The sequence below is a fragment of the Aeoliella sp. genome (genome assembly GCF_965227375.1).
Classification (GTDB): Bacteria; Planctomycetota; Planctomycetia; order Pirellulales; family Lacipirellulaceae; genus Aeoliella.
The window spans coordinates 2,343,046-2,359,726 of the sequence record NZ_CBDDFX010000002.1 but is presented as its reverse complement, the minus strand read 5'-3'; the positions used below and the strand labels follow the sequence as shown (position 1 = coordinate 2,359,726).

Genomic DNA, 16,681 nt, shown 5'->3' with positions numbered 1-16,681 from the left:
GACCGTGCTGACAGCGATCATTCGATTCTCCATTAAACACCGCATTCTTGTCGTCCTTGCGTCCTTCTTTGTCGCAGTCCTTGGAGCCTACAACTTCACGCGGCTTCCGATTGACGCCGTTCCCGACATTACCAACGTACAGGTGCAGATCAACACTTCGGTGCCTGCACTATCTCCCATCGAAATTGAGAAGCGAGTCACGTTCCCGATCGAAGTCTCCATGAGCGGCCTTCCTCACTTGGAAGAACTTCGCTCGATTTCTCGGTATGGACTGTCGCAGGTCACTGTTGTCTTTGAAGACGGCACGGATCTGTATCTGGCTCGCCAATTGGTTAGCGAACGCCTGCAAACGGCAAAGGATGCGCTACCGCGAGGTTTAGCAGAACCGTCGATGAGTCCGATCAGTACCGGGCTTGGTGAAATCTATATGTGGGCGGTGGAAGCCGAACCGGACGCGACGAAACCTGATGGCACCGCCTACACCCCCACCGACCTACGAACGATTCAGGATTGGATCATACGACCGCAGTTGCTGACAGTCCCCGGTGTTGCTGAGGTCAATTCAATCGGCGGGTTCGCCAAACAGTTTCATATAACCCCGCACCCGGCTCGCCTGCTCTCACTTGGCTTGACCTTTCAGGACGTAGCCGAGGCTCTTGAACGCAATAACGCATTCGCAGGCGGCGGCTACATTGAACATCGTGGCGAGCAATATATCGTCAAGATGAGCGGACTTGTTTCGACGCTGGAGCAGATACGCAAGATTCCCGTGGTGACTCGCGACAGCATTCCGATTCTCGTCGAGGACGTGGCTGGCGTCGAATTTGGCAAGGAACTGCGGACCGGCGCTGCAACGCTTGACGGAGCTGAATCCGTAGTCGGTACGGCAATGATGCTTGTGGGTGAAAACAGTCGTACTGTCGCTAAGGCGGTCGACGAAGCCATGCAACAGGTCAACCGCACATTGCCGACGGGAGTTCACGCGAAAACCGTCTACAACCGAACGCGACTGGTCGATGCAACCATCGAGACCATCCAGAACAACCTGATGGAAGGAGCGATCCTTGTCATCGCAGTATTGTTTGCCATTCTCGGCAACTTCAAGGTGGCATTGTTTGTCGCACTCTCCATTCCGCTTTCCATGTTGTTTGCCGTCACCGGCATGGTCAGCAACAAGATCAGTGGAAACCTATTGAGTCTCGGTGCGATCGACTTTGGAATCATCATCGACGGCTCGGTCGTGATGGCTGAGAACATCATCCGCCGATTTGCGGAGAAACAACATGTCCTTGGAAGAACGCTGACCCGCTCTGAACGCCTCACCGAGACGTTCAAGGCCGCTCGCGAAGTCGCACCGCCAGTGTTTTCAGGAGTGGGCATCATTATGATTGTCTATCTACCGATCCTGACCTTGACGGGCATCGAGGGAAAGATGTTTGTGCCAATGGCCAAAGTCGTTTTGCTCGCTCTGCTTGGCTCACTGATTCTCTCGTTCACATTCATCCCCGCGATGGCGGCGTTGTTTCTCACCGGCAAGGTCAGCGAAGGCGATGGCCGCATCATGTCGTTTGCTAAACACTGGTATCGGCGTGCTTTGCTCGCGTCACTGCGGTTCAGAAAAGCGTTCATTGGAGTCGCGGTCGCCATACTTTTGGTGTCCGGGTGGATTGCGACCGGACTGGGGAGCGAGTTTGTTCCCTCGCTGGATGAGCAAGACTTTGCCATCCAGTCGCTGCGAATTCCGGCGACCTCGCTGAGCCAATCCATTGAGATGCAAGAGCGACTTGAAAAACGCTTGCTTGAGTTCCCGGAGATCGAAACCGTCTTTGCTCGAATCGGAACGGCGGAAGTGGCCACCGACCCAATGCCCCCCAACATTGCTGACGGCTACATCATTATGAAGCCGAAAGACCAATGGCCAGACCCGAGTAAATCGAAAGCCGCATTGATTGTTGAGGTAGAAGAAGCCATCGAAGAGATTCCCGGCAACGCCTACGAGATTTCTCAACCGATTGAGCTTCGCTTCAATGAACTGATTTCCGGTGTTCGCAGTGATGTGGCCTTCAAAATCTTCGGTGACGACATGAGCGTCATGCAGGCCAAAGCGAACGAAGTCAGCAAGCTTTTGAGCCAAATTGTAGGTGCCAGTGATGTGAAGGTCGAACAGGTCAGCGGACTTCCGACGCTACGCATCGACATGAACCGTGAGAAGCTCGCACGCTTCGGGCTGGATGTGGCTGACGTGCAGGAAGTCGTTTCGATGGCGATCGGTGGAAGAACCGTCGGTCAGGTTTTTGACGGAGATCAGCGATTCGATATCGTCCTGCGGCTGCCGGAATCACTGCGTGAAAACCTGCGGATGATTGAGCAGTTGCCGATTCCACTTCGAGGTGACGGCGGCGGCGAGTCGAAGATGGGTGGTCACAATCCAGTTTACGAGGCACGTGTCGTCGCGCTGAAACAACTGGCAGATATCTCCATCGTCGAGGGGCAGAATCAGGTAAGTCGCGAGAACGCTAAGCGGCGAATCGTTGTTCAGGCCAACGTCCGAGGCCGCGATATGGGATCATTTGTGGCTGACGCGTCGAAGTTGATTGAGCAGCAAGTCCAGTTCCCATCAGGATACTGGTATGGCTGGGGTGGACAGTTCGAAAATCTGGAGCGGGCCTCGAATCGCCTGATGATTGTGGTCCCAGTCTCCCTGCTCCTAATCTTCGTCATCCTGTTTTCGACCTTCAATTCAACCCGTGATGCCCTCCTAATTTTCTCGGGCGTTCCGTTTGCGTTGACCGGCGGGATTGTGGCTCTTGCGATCCGAGACATCCCCTTCTCGATTTCCGCAGGAGTCGGCTTCATCGCCCTTTCCGGCGTCGCGGTGCTGAACGGTGTCGTGATGGTGAGCTTCATACGGCAGCTACTGGAGGACGGGAGAGACATTCGCACCGCTGTCGTCGATGGCGCAGTCACGCGACTGCGACCAGTGTTGATGACAGCGGTTACTGACGCTCTGGGCTTCATTCCGATGGCTCTGGCAACGGGCACTGGAGCAGAAGTTCAACGCCCACTGGCGACAGTTGTCATTGGCGGAATCATGTCGGCGACAATTTTGACGCTTCTATTGTTGCCGACACTCTATGCTACGTTCTACCGGCATCCAGATAGCGATACTCTCGACTAGCTTGGCAATGCCAACTACAGGAATCGAGGAACCTTCCTGCGATATTCGGTGTATTCTTCCCCGTGAAGCTCTTCCAGCCACGGTTCCTCCGCGAAAGGTGTGATGACGAATGCCACGATGCCGCCAATGCAGAGTGGAAACGCCCACCATGATGCCGACAAGATTGCCCAGCCCGCTATGATAGCGATGTCACCGCTGTACTGAGGGTTGCGGCTATAGCGATACAGCCCGTTTGTGACCAACGGGCCCGCACCACCCGAAGTAGTCTTCATGCTGAGTTGACGCACTCCGACCCAAGCCAAGATGTTTCCAAGCAAGATCAACGTCGCTCCAATTGGCCAGCGCACAACGCTCGGCCAATCAAAGCTGTTCCAGTCCAAAATGCCGACGACGATAAACCCGCCGAACGAGAGAATCGTCAACAACCAGACAGTATAGTACTGCCAAGTCTTTTGCGCCGGAGGCGGCCAAATGCGACGGGTGGGTCTCACGATCGAGTAAACCAGTATCGCATTGACCGCGATAACCAGCACACCTGTCGCGAATGCTACTGAATAGATCATCTTAGAGTTGCTGCCATGCCGGCGTGTGCCGTACCCAAGGGCAGAGCACGAAACCGAGATAGAACAGGGCAAGTAGGATGGCGGAGACGACCCAAAGGTTGCGCTCAGGCTTCCTCATCGTGTCGAGTAAACAGTAGATGAACGCATACCACACGACCCCCTCCAACAAGCCAAGAATTAGGTGTTTCAGTTCCACTGCCATTCACTCCTTTCGTAAGAACTCGTAAAGCGGCGACGGACTACTTGTCATCGGCGTGTATGGCGATATCAACCTGCCAAGCGTCGCGCCCAGCTTCGAATGCTTCCCATGCCACGTAAGGTACGATCAACAGCGCCGCAACCGGATCGGCCCACCACCATCCTTTCCACTGGACCAGCGCAATGCCTACCAGCACGACGATCGTTTGATACTCGCAAATCATTGTGTCGATCGCATCGTATTTCAGAGAGGGCGAATTGGTCTTTTTGCCATAGTGGAACTTGGCCCAAGCGAGGCATGGGTTTATCACCAGTGAAACCAACAAGATGCCAATGCCCCACCAGGTCATGCTTGATGTCTCGCCGCTGATAAGCTTGCTGATGGCTTCATACAGTATGAATAGCGCAGCAACAGTAAACGCTCCGGACAGAACGCCCAAAGCGGTTTTCTTTCGCTTGGCTACTTCTTGATCGCTAATGCCCTTTTCCTCTCCGTACAATCGCCAGATCATGAAGGCCGCAGAGTTTGATTCGACGATGCTGTCCGCTCCCCAGCTTACGAGCGCTGAGCTGCCCGTCAGAAAACCTGCCGTGAGAGAAATAAAGACTTCGATCAGGTTGTAGATCAGACTGGCTGTCTCGACGTACCGACCGCGGCGAATATTTTGGATGTATTGCTGCTCCATGCTTCTACCCCATTACCCTTTCGCATTTTCCGCTTTGTAGCCAAGCAGACGCAGGGCGTTAAAGACCACAACCAGTGTAGAACCCTCGTGGAGGGTGACCGCTGGTCCGATATTGAGCCCAAACATCGTGGCTGGCACCAGGAAGGCGACCATCCCTAAGCTCATCCACAGGTTTTGACGGATGATGCGTCGTGTGGCTCGACTGAGGCCAATGGCCAGCGGCAAGTGGTCGAGGTTATCAGCCATCAAAGCAACGTCTGCGGTTTCTAAGGCGACATCACTGCCAGCCGCCCCCATCGCGATGCCGACTAACGCCGATGCCATAGCGGGCGCGTCATTCACCCCATCGCCGACCATCGCGACCCCTGACTGACTATTGAGCTTCTTAATTTCCTCCACTTTGTCTTCGGGCATTAAGTCCCCGCGCGCTTCATCCAAACCGACTTCGCGAGCGACTGCATCGGCGACCTGCTGGTTGTCGCCAGAAATCATGATCATTCGCTTGATACCCAAGTCGCGAAGCGTCTGGATCGTTCGCTTGGCGGCCTCTCGTGGCGTATCCATCAGACCCACCACGCCGAGATAGCGCTCAGCATGACGCACGATCATTGTGGTGCGGCCTTCGCTTTCTAGGGATTCAACCGCGGCGCGAATCGCTTCGGGCAAGGCCGGCCCATCGACTTCTGCGAATAAATCGTCCTTCCCGATGTGAACCAGTTGTCCTTCAACCTCGGCCTGAATACCGCGTCCAGTAATACTTTTAAGATCAGTCGCCTCGGGAATCCCACCGCTGTCCTCGGCAAGCCGTGCTTTGCCGTCACGAACGACCGCTTTGGCCAGCGGGTGCTTGCTAAGATCCTCCACCGCGATGGCAATGCGAAGTAGTTCGGACTCGCTGACGCCTTCTGCGGGGGCAACGTCGGTCACGCGAGGCTCGCCCTCAGTCAATGTCCCTGTCTTATCGAAAGCGACTGCATCCAATCGACCGAGACTTTCCAGCGGTCCCCCACCTTTTACGAGGACTCCGCCACGCGCTGCACGCGCCACACCGCTCAGCACCGCACTAGGCGTAGCAATCGCCAAGGCGCACGGACTGGCGGCAACGAGGACCGCCATTGCCCGGTAGAACGAATCGCTAAACGACTCATCCAGAACGAGTGGTGCGAACAACAGCAGCACGACGGTAACGATAACCGACGGCACGAAGTAGCGTTCAAACCGTTTCGTGAATTTCTGGGTGGGTGATACCCGTGTTTCCGCTTCACTCACCATCGTGACCACGCGGGCGAGCGTATTCTCAGCGGCAGTCTTGGTGACTTGAATTTCGATGGCGCCCGCCTGGTTAATCGTCCCAGCGAATACGCGATGCTCAGCGGCAATCGACTCGGGGTCGGCTGCGGCGGAATCGCGATTGCCCACCGGCTGCTTATCGACTGGCACGCTTTCACCCGTGATGGGTGCTTGGTCGACACTGGTTTCGCCTTCGATGACAAATCCATCCGCTGGAATACGTTCATCGGGCTTCACAATCACGATGTCGTCCACTTGCAATTCTTCGACGACAACTTCCGTTTCTTGTCCATTTCTACGAACGCGAGCCGTTCGCGGAGCCAGTTCCGAGAGGGCTTCGATAGCCCGCTTGGCTCGGCCCATTGCATAGCCTTCCAAAGCATGACCGATGCTAAACAGGAAGAGTAGCAAGGCGCCTTCAGCCCAGGCGCCCAATGCAGCGGCTCCAGCAGCGGCAATCAACATCAGAAAGTCGATCTCGAATTTGCCGCTACGAATCTTCTCGATTGCTTCCTTAACGGTAAAGTAGCCGCCGAAGAAATACGCAATAATTAGTGTGGATACGGGAATCCATTCAGCCACTTCGGTGAATGTTTCAAGCAACCAACCAATGAGCAAGAATAGGCCGCAGAGAATTGCAAAGATTAGCTCAGTCTTCGGTCCAAATATCCCGCCGTGTGCGTGATCGTGGCCGGTGTGATCATGGTCCGCTTCATGCCCCTCATCGTCGTGGTCGTGGCCGACATGATCGTCTGATGCGGGCTCAACTGGCTGTGTCCCGTCTCCCAGTGCTGACTCAATAGCCTCCTTCGTGGTCACCTCGCGATCAAACTCCACTCGCACAGTTCCGTCCGGGCTGACGACTCCTTCGAGGACACCGTCAATCCGGGAAAGCCTCGCTTCAATTGCTGACGCGCGACGAGCGTGAGTCGCATCTCCTCTCAGTAGCAGGTGACCGTATCGCTGGTTCAACGTGGCGCCGGCACGTCGTGCGAACTCGCGAACTTCGCCTACCGAAACCATTGCGGGGTCGAAGTGTATGCACAACTGATTTTCAGCATCAGTCGTCGTCAGCGCATGCGCCGAATCGATCCCGGCTTTAGCTTGCAACAGTTTTGCGAGTCGTTCAACACATTGGTCCTGTGAATCCGCAATGTCTGGCAGTAATGGTTCAAGGCTTAGTGTAATTTTTTGTGTCATATTACTCTTTCGTTATTCGTCATCCGCCAGTGAATCGACATCCGCCATTGCGATAACCCAATACTTTCGGACAGCAGCGGGCCATGATTGTTACGCCGCTACAGCCGGGGCGTATTCGGCTTCGAATGCTTCGGGGGTTTTGTAGCCCAACGTCCGGTCGCGGCAACGACGATCACAACTCCCAATTCGAGAATGATCGGTGGGAATGGAAGTCCGTGATCCGCGGGTTCATGGACGTCGGTGCCATCGATCGCATCGAACTCGACCCCTGGCGCTTGCGCGGCGGTCTGTGTGGCCTGGGCGCTGGCTGCACGGAACAGTCCGGGAACCAAAAGACACGCAAACAGCAAAGCCCGTCCAACGGCAACGATTCGGGTGCGATTGTGTTGGATCATTGGAACTCGGCATTGCAGGTCAAAACGGGGCGAGTTGCGTGACGGACGACATACTCCGCAACGCTACCCAACAAAAATCGCTCCAGGCCGCTTCGACCGTGGGTCGACATCACAGTCAAATTGATCGCTGTGTCTATTGTAAAACTGACGATCTCGTTGCCGGCAACACCGGACAACAGTTCCTGTTCGTACTGGACGATCGGATCGCCTGGGGTGATTCTATTAAGTTGCTCTGATAGCTCGTCGCGTGTTGGAACGACCGGTGGCAAACTGGTGGCCGCGCTGGCGGGAGGCAGAACGGTGACCGGCACCGTTGTTTCAGTGACGTGAACGATGAACAATTTCGACTGGTGCGTTGCCGCGATGGAGGTGGCCAGAGCGAAGGCACGTTTTGATTCATCCGAAAAATCAGTTGTGTACAGAATCTTATTAAACATGGTTCTCTCCTTTGGCGCGGATTCAGTCATTTCGTGAAGGGGTTCTTTCATTGCCAAGTCTCCTGGCACAGTATTTCGTTTTTTCCACGACCTGGCATTCGGCGACCAAGAACGTGATGTCGTCCTCAATTGACGCGGTGCTTCGATGCAACGCGATTTCTTTCTTGAGATACGTGGCAAAACTTTCTATATCAGCGGTGTGACTGCTGTTGAACATCTCTGTCATCCGAGATCGGCTGAACTCTTTATCATCGGGATCGTGCGTTTCCGCGACGCCATCGGTCGCCAACAAGAGTCGGTCTCCAGGAACCAAAACGTGATGTGTTGTTGACCAGCAGGCCGCCGGATCAATTCCCAGCGGAATACCAGTTGCGTCCAACGTGACTAGGCGATGTTGGGTCATGAGTAAGACCGGTTCATGCCCTGCACTTGCAAATGACAACTCGGCTTTTTCCGGATTCCAACGTAGAATTGCCGCAGTCGCGAACTCGCTGTCGGCTAGGTACTGCGGCAGTAGTCGATTGACGCGATTCAGGATCCCGCCAGGGTCCGTTGTACAATTGGCGGTGGAGTCGATCAGCATTTTTAGGACGGTCGCGCTGATCGCGGCAGGGACGCCGTGACCGACCAAGTCGGCAATGTATATCACCCATGAGTTGTCCCGCAGTTTCATCACCCCGTAGACATCGCCGGCGACGTCCTCAGCTGGCTGATAATGAGTCGCGAATGCCAATCCGGGGACGCAAATATGTCGTGGAAGCAGATGGTTTTGGATGTTTCGCGCACGACTCATCGCGAGCGTTCGATTGACCTGGGCACTACGCAGTGCTTCCGCCATCTCAACGATCCCTGAACTCAAATCGTTAAGTTCACGGCTAGTAAACGATTGTGGTTGTAGCTCGAACTGACCGGACTGAATGTTCTCAACCACCGCGATCAGTCGCCTCGTGGGATTGGCAATCAGCATCACCAAGACAATGTCAACGATCAGTGCCGCCAGCGTTGCCAGTGCAGCGATGCCGCTCAGGTGCACCAGCATCTCGCCCCTGGCACTGCGTCGAATCTCCACGGCACGTTCGATAACTTCGACATTCAAGTCGTCGTCCGTGAAACGACCCACGATAGTGTCTCCGGTCTGCCGGTTTAGCGGTGCGCCCTGGGGTCCGGAATGGGCGTGGATCAGCTTGCCCTTCCAACGCACGTCAATCCAGTGTCGTGGTGTTTCGGGGTCCGCGGTTTCGGCGCAACTCCTTTCTAGAAAGGCCGAGATGGCGGCAATGTCATCTGGCTCACTCAATCGCAAGAGCGCATTGCCAATGACACTCGCCTCGTCGGTGAGCGTGACACGCCGCACATCTATCGCACGCCGTATCTCTCGGTGATAATCCCACGCCAGCAAGAGTCCGACGAGCAGAACCAGCGGCAGGTTCACCGCCAACAACAACAGCGTCACAGTCGAATGTGTACTACGGTGTTTCCTTGTTGCGTTGTCGGTCATCACATACTGCCAGCAAGACTTCGTTGCACGATGTTGATGATCTCGTCACAATCTAACTCTCGTTGACTGGGTAGAGCCGTCGTGGGTTCGTCCGGCTTTGGAAAGGTCAGCAGCACTACCGGGATCTCCTTAATCGAAGGGTCGTGATGCATTACTTCGATGACACCGTCTCCGCTGCCCCACAGCAAATGTTGATCGATGACCAACATGTCCAGTGGGGTGCTACGGAGTGCAAGCAAGCAGGACAAGCCATCGGTAGCTTCGCTTGTACGATAGCCAGCCCCACATAAGGCGTCGGCATAACGTCGCCGCTCGTCAGAATCAGTGATGGCCACCAGGATGCTTGCCCGCTCTCGCTGGGCACTGCATGATTTTGCCGTTTGGATCGCCCGTGATTTGGGCTTCGGTCGCCAGTGAAGTGTGGTGTCTTCCTCGACGACCGTATCTTCTTTATCAGGCCATTCCAACTCGCCACGCGAAATCTTGATTTTGCGAGGAGCCTGGATCGCCAGACTCACTCGATGGCGAGCTGCCTTGGTGACAGTGATGGTGGTTTCGGAACCGGGCAAACAAATCGATTGTCCAATTTTTCTTGAAAGAACTAACATGGTTCAATATCCTCGAAGCGTTGGCAGAACCATTCCGCCTTGAATGTTGTGATGCCGGGAACATTTCCGACCGACGTGACGGTTTTCGATCGAGTGATGACTCAAATCAAATAACGACAAAGTCGCGCACAAAGCTTCGAAGGGGTTTCAAACTGAACCGCACCGCGTCCGTCTCGACGACGAATCAATACCGTCATCGTGGGTCGCAGGGGTGGCAAACACGAGTATTGCGTCGACGGCGAGATGGGTTTTAGCGATGAAGTGACGAATTCCGCATACACCAAAGGATTGGCGTCACAGCAGGTGCACGGGGTGCATGGACAGGACTTTTCCTGACAACAGGGGCGGAAGCAGCCAAGGCTTTCGGCGTTGCAAGAGGTTGATCGCACCTGCCCAAACTCTCGGCGAGTTCCGCTACAGTCGCACGTCGATGCCTGTGATGCTAATTCGCCACGCCCCAGTTCCGCCTGGTGTGCGTTGGCGAATCGGCAGTGGCACTGAGGGCCGGTCAAGGCAGCAAACAAGATGGCTGCGCCGGCGACGCACACCGCTGCTTGATGAAACCTCAGCCCTTGTCTGGTGACTCGCGAGTCGCCCTTTCCGTTCATCGAATCGCCCCACTCGCAGGTGAAGAACTAAAATAATGACTCCCAACTGACGGCAACGTGCCGTCGTATGGACTGCGCTCCGTCGTCTCTGATTGGCTGGGGAACGTCAAAACGCCGTGTTTTACGGGTGTTGCACTGTTTGGCACGCCATGAGCGTTAACGATATCTCGTTCACCCCCCGCTCCCTCTAGAGGACTCGAAAAATGAAACGCTTTTTGATGGTTGCCTTCACTGGTGCTGCTTTGACCATTCTGATTCCATCGGCTGACGCAACGGCTGCTGACTTGCATCACGGCGGTGGCCACGGCTACGGCGGCGGCCACGGCTATGTTGGTCATGGCGGCGGTCACGCTAGCTCCGGACACGGCTACTCCGGCCGTCGCGCGTACTATGGTGGTCATGGCGTCACGGGACACGGTGTAACCTCCCGCTACTATGGTTCGGGATACGGCGGTTACACGCCCAGCTATGGTGGCCACGACGCAACCAGCTATCGCTCTTACCGACCGGCCTACCGCGGCCACGGCGGAGTTCACCTTGATGTCGGACGTCTGCACCTGGGCGTTGGCGGTCATCACTAATAGCAGATTGCAAATTGAGAATGGGGGAAACGAGTTTGCCATACCCCCATTCTCGGTGGACTTCAATTTGCAATCTGCAGATCGCCACGGCGACAGTGAATGCATCACAATCCCCGAAGCAATCTGAAAATTTTCGACGTACAAAGGATGCGGAAGGGCCGAGTAAAACCCGGACGTGTTCAGTGACTCGGCTTTCTGTTTTTTCGTATTTCGACCCGATGTTCCTTCTGCTGCGTGCCCGACGGTATGGCATCGCAGGACAAGCCAAAGCAGCGGAATGCCGAGACTGAAGGCACCCCAAGCGAAATGCAAACTCGGATTAGTTTCAATCGTCGTGTATCGCGACGCGGCACCGACGATCATCGGCAGTAAGACGAATGGAAGGTAGCTGCGCCAACGGAACAGCCAAGCTCCGGATCGTTCGAATTCTTCAATGAGGAGCATGTGAGTTAGGAGTTGAGACTCCGCCTTGTTCGGGACCGTCTGACTCCGCCGCTTCTTCGGCAGGTTCGAACCAGTGATAGATGGATGGAAGCACAATTAAGGTCAGCAGGCTGGACGTGATGACGCCGCCGATGACGACGGTCGCCAGTGGTCGTTGCACTTCGGCACCGCTGCTGGTCGAAAACGCCATCGGCAAGAAGCCCAATGCGTCGGTAGTTGCCGTCATCAGCACGGGACGCAACCGGTCGACCGCGCCAGTGAAGACCGCGTCGCCCACTTCCTTGCCGGATTCGCGCAACGCGCGAACATGTTCGATTAACACAACGCCGTTCATCACTGCGATGCCGAATAGCGCGATGAACCCCACACCCGCGGAAATTGAGAACGGCATACCACGGATCCATAACGCAAGAATCCCGCCGACGGTCGCGATGGGAACGTTGAGGAAAATCAGCAACGCCAGTTTGACCGAGTTGAAAGTTAGATACAGCAGCGATCCAATCAGAAAGAGCGCTAGCGGTACAGCGACAGACAATCGGCCCACCGCGTCTTGCAGGTTCTTGAATTGGCCTCCCCACGTCACGCGATAACCGGGCGGCAGGTTAACCTTGGATTCAACCGCGGCTTGAGCCTCCCCCACGAAACTGGCCAGATCGCGACCACGAACGTTGACCTGGACAAGAAAGCGGCGTCTTATTTCGTCGCGACTGATTTGTGCGATGCCGGGTCCCACGGTAATGTTCGCCAATTGCTCAAGCGGGATTTGACGCCCACTCTTATCGGCAATTCGAAGCTTCTTGAGCGTCTCTAGGTCTTTGCGAAACCTTGGCGCCAAGCGAACCATCAGCGGAAATCGCTTTTGACCTTCGAAGACTTCACCGGCATCTTTTCCTCCAATGGTTGCGACGGCGTCGAGTACATCGCCGGCGTTAATGCCATAACGCGCAATCTGGTCTCGTAAAATTTTCACTTGAATGTACGGCAAGCCGCCTGTTTGCTCGGGCTGAACATCCGCCGCACCTGGCACCTGGGCGACTACTCCGGCGATCTCGTTACCAATCTTCTGCAACTTCTCGAGATCGTCGCCATAGAGACTGATTCCAATGTCGCTGCGGACGCCGGATAATAATTCCTGGACTCGCAGTTCAATCGGTTGTGTAAAACTGAAGTTGTTTCCGGGAATACGTTTGTTGAGCGATTCGCTCATCGCAGCAATCAATGCCTGTTTGTCATCAAACCGCCACTCATCCCGCGGTTTCATGATGACAAAGATGTCACTTGCTTCGACACCCATGGGGTCGGTCGCGATTTCCGGGCGGCCCGTTTTGGAAACCACCGATTCGACCTCCTCGCCGAACTCTTCCATCAAAGTCTTCTCGATGTCGGTCGTCATTTCGATGGACCGTTCCAGCGAAACGCTTGGCAGGCGAACGGCTTGGATCGCCATGTCGCCTTCGTCTAATTTCGGAACGAACTCCGCGCCGAAGTGACTGGCCATGAAGATTCCGATGGCAAGCGAAGCGGTTGCCAGACACACGACCGCCACAGGATGTTTCATGCTGTTTCGCAATAACGGTTCATAGCCACGCTTGGCCCAGCGAACCAGCAGCGGGTCTTTTTGCGTAAATTTGCGTGCGAGGAACAGTGAAGCCAGTACCGGCATCACCGTCAGCGAGACGATTAACGCACCAACCAGCGCCGACATAAAGCTGAACGCCATCGGACCAAACATCTTTCCTTCAATACCTTGGAGCGACAGGATTGGAAAGAACACGATGATAACGATCGCGCCAGCAAAGAGGATCGGACGAGCCACCTCATGTCCGGCTTCGCGAAATACGCTCAGTGGTGCTTTTTGCAAGTCGGGATTGCGTTGCTTCGCCAACGCGACTTGCCGGATCACATTCTCAATCATCACGACAGCGCCGTCGACGATGATGCCGAAGTCCAACGCCCCGAGGCTGAGCAGGTTGGCCGATACACCGAAGTATTTCATTGACATGAACGTGAACAACGCCGACAGCGGAATTGCCGAGGCGACGATCAAACCGGCCCGCCAGTCACCCACCAACAGAAATAGCATGATGATAACCAGGATTGCGCCACCGCTGACATTCTCAACGACCGTATCGACGGCTCGTTGAACCAATTCGGTACGGTCGTAGAACGGGTCGATAACGACACCTTCGGGAAGCGTCTTGGCGATCTCGGCCACTTCAGCCTTGACGTCCTCGACGACGACACGGGAATTTTCGCCGATCAGCATCATCACAATACCGACGACTGCTTCGCCGCGACCATCGCGAGTGACGTATCCCTGACGCAGTAGCGGTGCGAACTGAACCTCGCCGATGTCGCGAATCAGAATCGGCGTGCCGTCTTCGCGGCTGTCCAGAACGATATCTCCAATGTCTTCAAGGGATTCAACCAACCCTTCCGCACGAATCAAACGCTGCTCTTCATAGTGCTGGATGTATCCGCCACCAGCATTGGCATTGTTGCGGTCGAGGGCATCGAAGACCTGTTGAAGCGAAATTCCGTAGTTCAACATCGCGGTCGGGTCAATCTGGACCTCGTAGGTTTTCAATTCGCCGCCAAACGTGTTGACTTCGATCACACCGGGAACGCCGCGCAACTGAAAGGCGATGTTCCAGTCGAGAATTGTGCGAAGGTCCTGCAGACTGTAGTCGTATCCGGCTTCAGATCGCACCTCGAACTGATAGATTTCCCCCATCCCCGTGGCGATCGGACCCATCGTCGGCACGCCTATAGCTGCGGGGATCTCAGCGCGTGCCTGGGTCAATCGTTCTCCGACCAACTGTCTCGCCCAGTAGATATCGGTGCCTTCCTCGAAGACGACTGTCACGTTGGAGAGCCCGAACCGGGTGACACTGCGAATTTCCGTCACCTTCGGAATACCACTCATTGCGGTTTCGACCGGGAAGGTGACAAACTGTTCCATTTCCACCGGTCCAAGTGCCGGCGAGGTTGTCAGGACCTGTACCTGAACGTTGGTCAAGTCGGGCACAGCGTCCACGGGTAGTCGGAGCATCGAGTAGATACCAGCTACCACCAGCAGCACGACCCCCAGTAGGACGACGATGCGATTATTCAATGAGATATCGATAACGCGATTTATCATGGCGAATCAGTGGCCGTGGCCGATCTCTCCCTTCATCATTTCCGACTTGAGAGCAAAGGCACCCGATGTTGCGACCTTATCACCCGGTTTGACGCCGCTGCGGATGGCAATGAAGTCACCTGTCCGTTCACCCACAACGACCGGCACGGCTCGAAACTTTGTTTCCGACTCTTGAACAAAGACAGTCGACTGACCGTCGAAGTCTTGAACAGCTTCGGCAGGTACCGTCACGACCTCTCTTGACTCTTCCTGCGGAATCTCAATTTCCACGAACATGCCGGGCTTTAAATGGCGATCTTCGTTCTTGGACACTGCTCGCAAAAGTAGCGTCCGAGTATCAGGATCAAGGACATCGCCTCGATAAAAGATGTCTGCCGCGTGCGTATGCATCGATCCGTCGTCAATTCGTGGAGCACGGAATGTCAGTGTGTCTCCCAGCTTAGGAATCGCCGAGAGGTCTTTTTGATAGATGTCCGCTTGAATCCAGACAGTAGAAAGATCGGCCAGTTGAAACATTTCTGTATCTGTACCGACTCGTTCAGCCAACACGACATTCTTAGCGATGATTGTTCCGGCAAACGGCGCCACCACTTCGTAGTGAGACAAATGGCCGTCTTCAGGATCAGGCTCAATATCTTTCAGCTGCTCGTCCGAGTAACCCAAAATCTCTAACTTTGCTTTCGCCACAGCCACTGACTGCGTGGCCTGCTGAAGAGCCTGCTTTGCATCTAGCGCATCTTGCGGAACAGCAAAACGCAGTTGTTCGACGACGGCGTCAAAAGTCGCCTTCGCTCCATTGTAGTTGGCCTCAGCTTCGATCAATCTTTTGCCGGCAACGACTCCACTTTCAGCGATAGGCTTGAGACGCTCATAGTTGCTTCGAGCTTCGATAAAACCCGCGTAGGCGCCGAGTAGTTGCTCGCGGTATTTGCCGATAGGCTTATCGCTTAGTGTCTCCTCAATCTGCTCCGGTGATGCCCTTTCGTCGAGGGAATCAATCAACTGTAACGCATTCTGTTTGACTCGTTGTGCAAAATCGTCAGCTTGCTTCGCGAAGTCTTCCTGAAGGCGAGCCTGATACAATTCCAGCTTTGCCGTACCGACTTCTCGGCTGTCAATGACTGCAAGGACTTGCCCTTCTTTTACCCGGTCACCAAGGCCGACGAGTACCTTATGGACACGGCCCTCGGTAATGGAATAAATGTGAGCGGTCCGGTCTTCATTAAGCATTATTTTGCCAGTCGCCCACGTTTCTCCGGTGATTGAACGGCGCGTAACGGTCTCGACTTTCAGCTTAGCAGCGTCCTGCATCTCCTTGGGAAGTAGCACGCTGCGCTCATCCGCGTCATCACCGCGCCCAGATTCTGCATGACCTTCCTCGCCATGGTCGTTTGTGATCGCTGTGCTGCTCTCAATGGGTACGTCACCGGGCCAATACAGCAACAAGAAATACATGGCAGTTCCCGCGATGATGGCCGACGCAATACAGGCTCCTACGAGCGTCTGACTTTGTGAGAATTTGTTCTTCATATGAGCGACCAGGTAACTTGGTTGTAACGGAGCTGTTCGGTGTTATGGGCTTGATCAGTAGGCGAGAGCATTTCGAGCTTTGAATAACGGAAAAAGTCCGTGCGGTTCTGTAACTCTCACTGCGAGTCGGCATTGTTGATCAAGCAGCGGTTTCATGTTAGCCATTGTTCATCGCTTTTAACGCGTAACGCGGCGACGAGTCTAAGCAGCGAAACTGCGTCAACAATGGCCTGGCAGCATGCATTCTTAGCACACCATCATTTACTCTCGTCCTGCAGCTCACGCCACGTCTGCACAAGTAATTATTCATGTCGTCTTGCTTG

At 54.9% G+C, this 16,681-nt stretch carries 11 protein-coding genes; 2 read left to right on the top strand and 9 right to left on the bottom strand.

Annotated features, from left to right (window positions below; genetic code table 11):
* Nucleotides 1-4 precede the first annotated feature (4 nt).
* A complete protein-coding gene (locus ACQK2L_RS22230; RefSeq protein WP_425399245.1) occupies nt 5-3,178 on the top strand; it encodes an efflux RND transporter permease subunit in 3,174 nt (1,057 codons plus the stop codon).
* A gap of 14 nt (nt 3,179-3,192) precedes the next feature.
* Here ACQK2L_RS22230 and ACQK2L_RS22225 read toward each other — a convergent pair whose 3' ends face one another.
* The 7 genes from ACQK2L_RS22225 to ACQK2L_RS22195 form a co-directional block, all read right to left on the bottom strand.
* A complete protein-coding gene (locus ACQK2L_RS22225) occupies nt 3,193-3,741 on the bottom strand; it encodes a methyltransferase family protein (protein ID WP_425399244.1) in 549 nt (182 codons plus the stop codon).
* Between the two features lies 1 nt (nt 3,742).
* On the bottom strand, nt 3,743-3,937 hold the full coding sequence (locus ACQK2L_RS22220) for a hypothetical protein (RefSeq protein ID WP_425399243.1): 195 nt from the start codon (nt 3,935-3,937) through the stop codon (nt 3,743-3,745).
* Between the two features lie 43 nt (nt 3,938-3,980).
* A complete protein-coding gene (locus ACQK2L_RS22215; protein ID WP_425399242.1) occupies nt 3,981-4,625 on the bottom strand; it encodes a cation diffusion facilitator family transporter in 645 nt (214 codons plus the stop codon).
* 12 nt (nt 4,626-4,637) lie between these two features.
* Nucleotides 4,638-7,115, bottom strand: a complete 2,478-nt coding sequence (locus ACQK2L_RS22210; RefSeq protein WP_425399241.1) for a heavy metal translocating P-type ATPase — start codon at nt 7,113-7,115, stop codon at nt 4,638-4,640.
* A 391-nt stretch (nt 7,116-7,506) separates the two neighbouring features.
* The gene (locus ACQK2L_RS22205; protein WP_425399240.1) at nt 7,507-7,947 is read right to left on the bottom strand and encodes a universal stress protein; all 441 of its coding nucleotides are present in this window, start codon (nt 7,945-7,947) and stop codon (nt 7,507-7,509) included.
* A gap of 22 nt (nt 7,948-7,969) precedes the next feature.
* Nucleotides 7,970-9,445, bottom strand: a complete 1,476-nt coding sequence (locus ACQK2L_RS22200) for a PP2C family protein-serine/threonine phosphatase (protein WP_425399239.1) — start codon at nt 9,443-9,445, stop codon at nt 7,970-7,972.
* Nucleotides 9,445-10,053 carry a carbon storage regulator gene (locus ACQK2L_RS22195; protein WP_425399238.1) on the bottom strand — a complete coding sequence of 203 codons (609 nt, stop codon included), beginning with the start codon at nt 10,051-10,053 and terminating at the stop codon, nt 9,445-9,447. Before ACQK2L_RS22195 ends, ACQK2L_RS22200 begins: the two co-directional genes overlap by 1 nt.
* A gap of 811 nt (nt 10,054-10,864) precedes the next feature.
* Between ACQK2L_RS22195 and ACQK2L_RS22190 the strand changes: the two genes are divergently transcribed.
* A complete protein-coding gene (locus ACQK2L_RS22190; RefSeq protein WP_425399237.1) occupies nt 10,865-11,242 on the top strand; it encodes a hypothetical protein in 378 nt (125 codons plus the stop codon).
* A 430-nt stretch (nt 11,243-11,672) separates the two neighbouring features.
* On the opposite strand, the gene ACQK2L_RS22185 is transcribed toward ACQK2L_RS22190, so the two are convergent.
* Both ACQK2L_RS22185 and ACQK2L_RS22180 read right to left on the bottom strand, forming a co-directional pair.
* On the bottom strand, nt 11,673-14,828 hold the full coding sequence (locus ACQK2L_RS22185) for an efflux RND transporter permease subunit (protein ID WP_425399236.1): 3,156 nt from the start codon (nt 14,826-14,828) through the stop codon (nt 11,673-11,675).
* 6 nt (nt 14,829-14,834) lie between these two features.
* Nucleotides 14,835-16,358 (bottom strand): efflux RND transporter periplasmic adaptor subunit, encoded by a 1,524-nt coding sequence (locus ACQK2L_RS22180; protein ID WP_425399235.1) that lies wholly within the window; start codon nt 16,356-16,358, stop codon nt 14,835-14,837.
* Between the last annotated feature and the right edge of the window lie 323 nt (nt 16,359-16,681).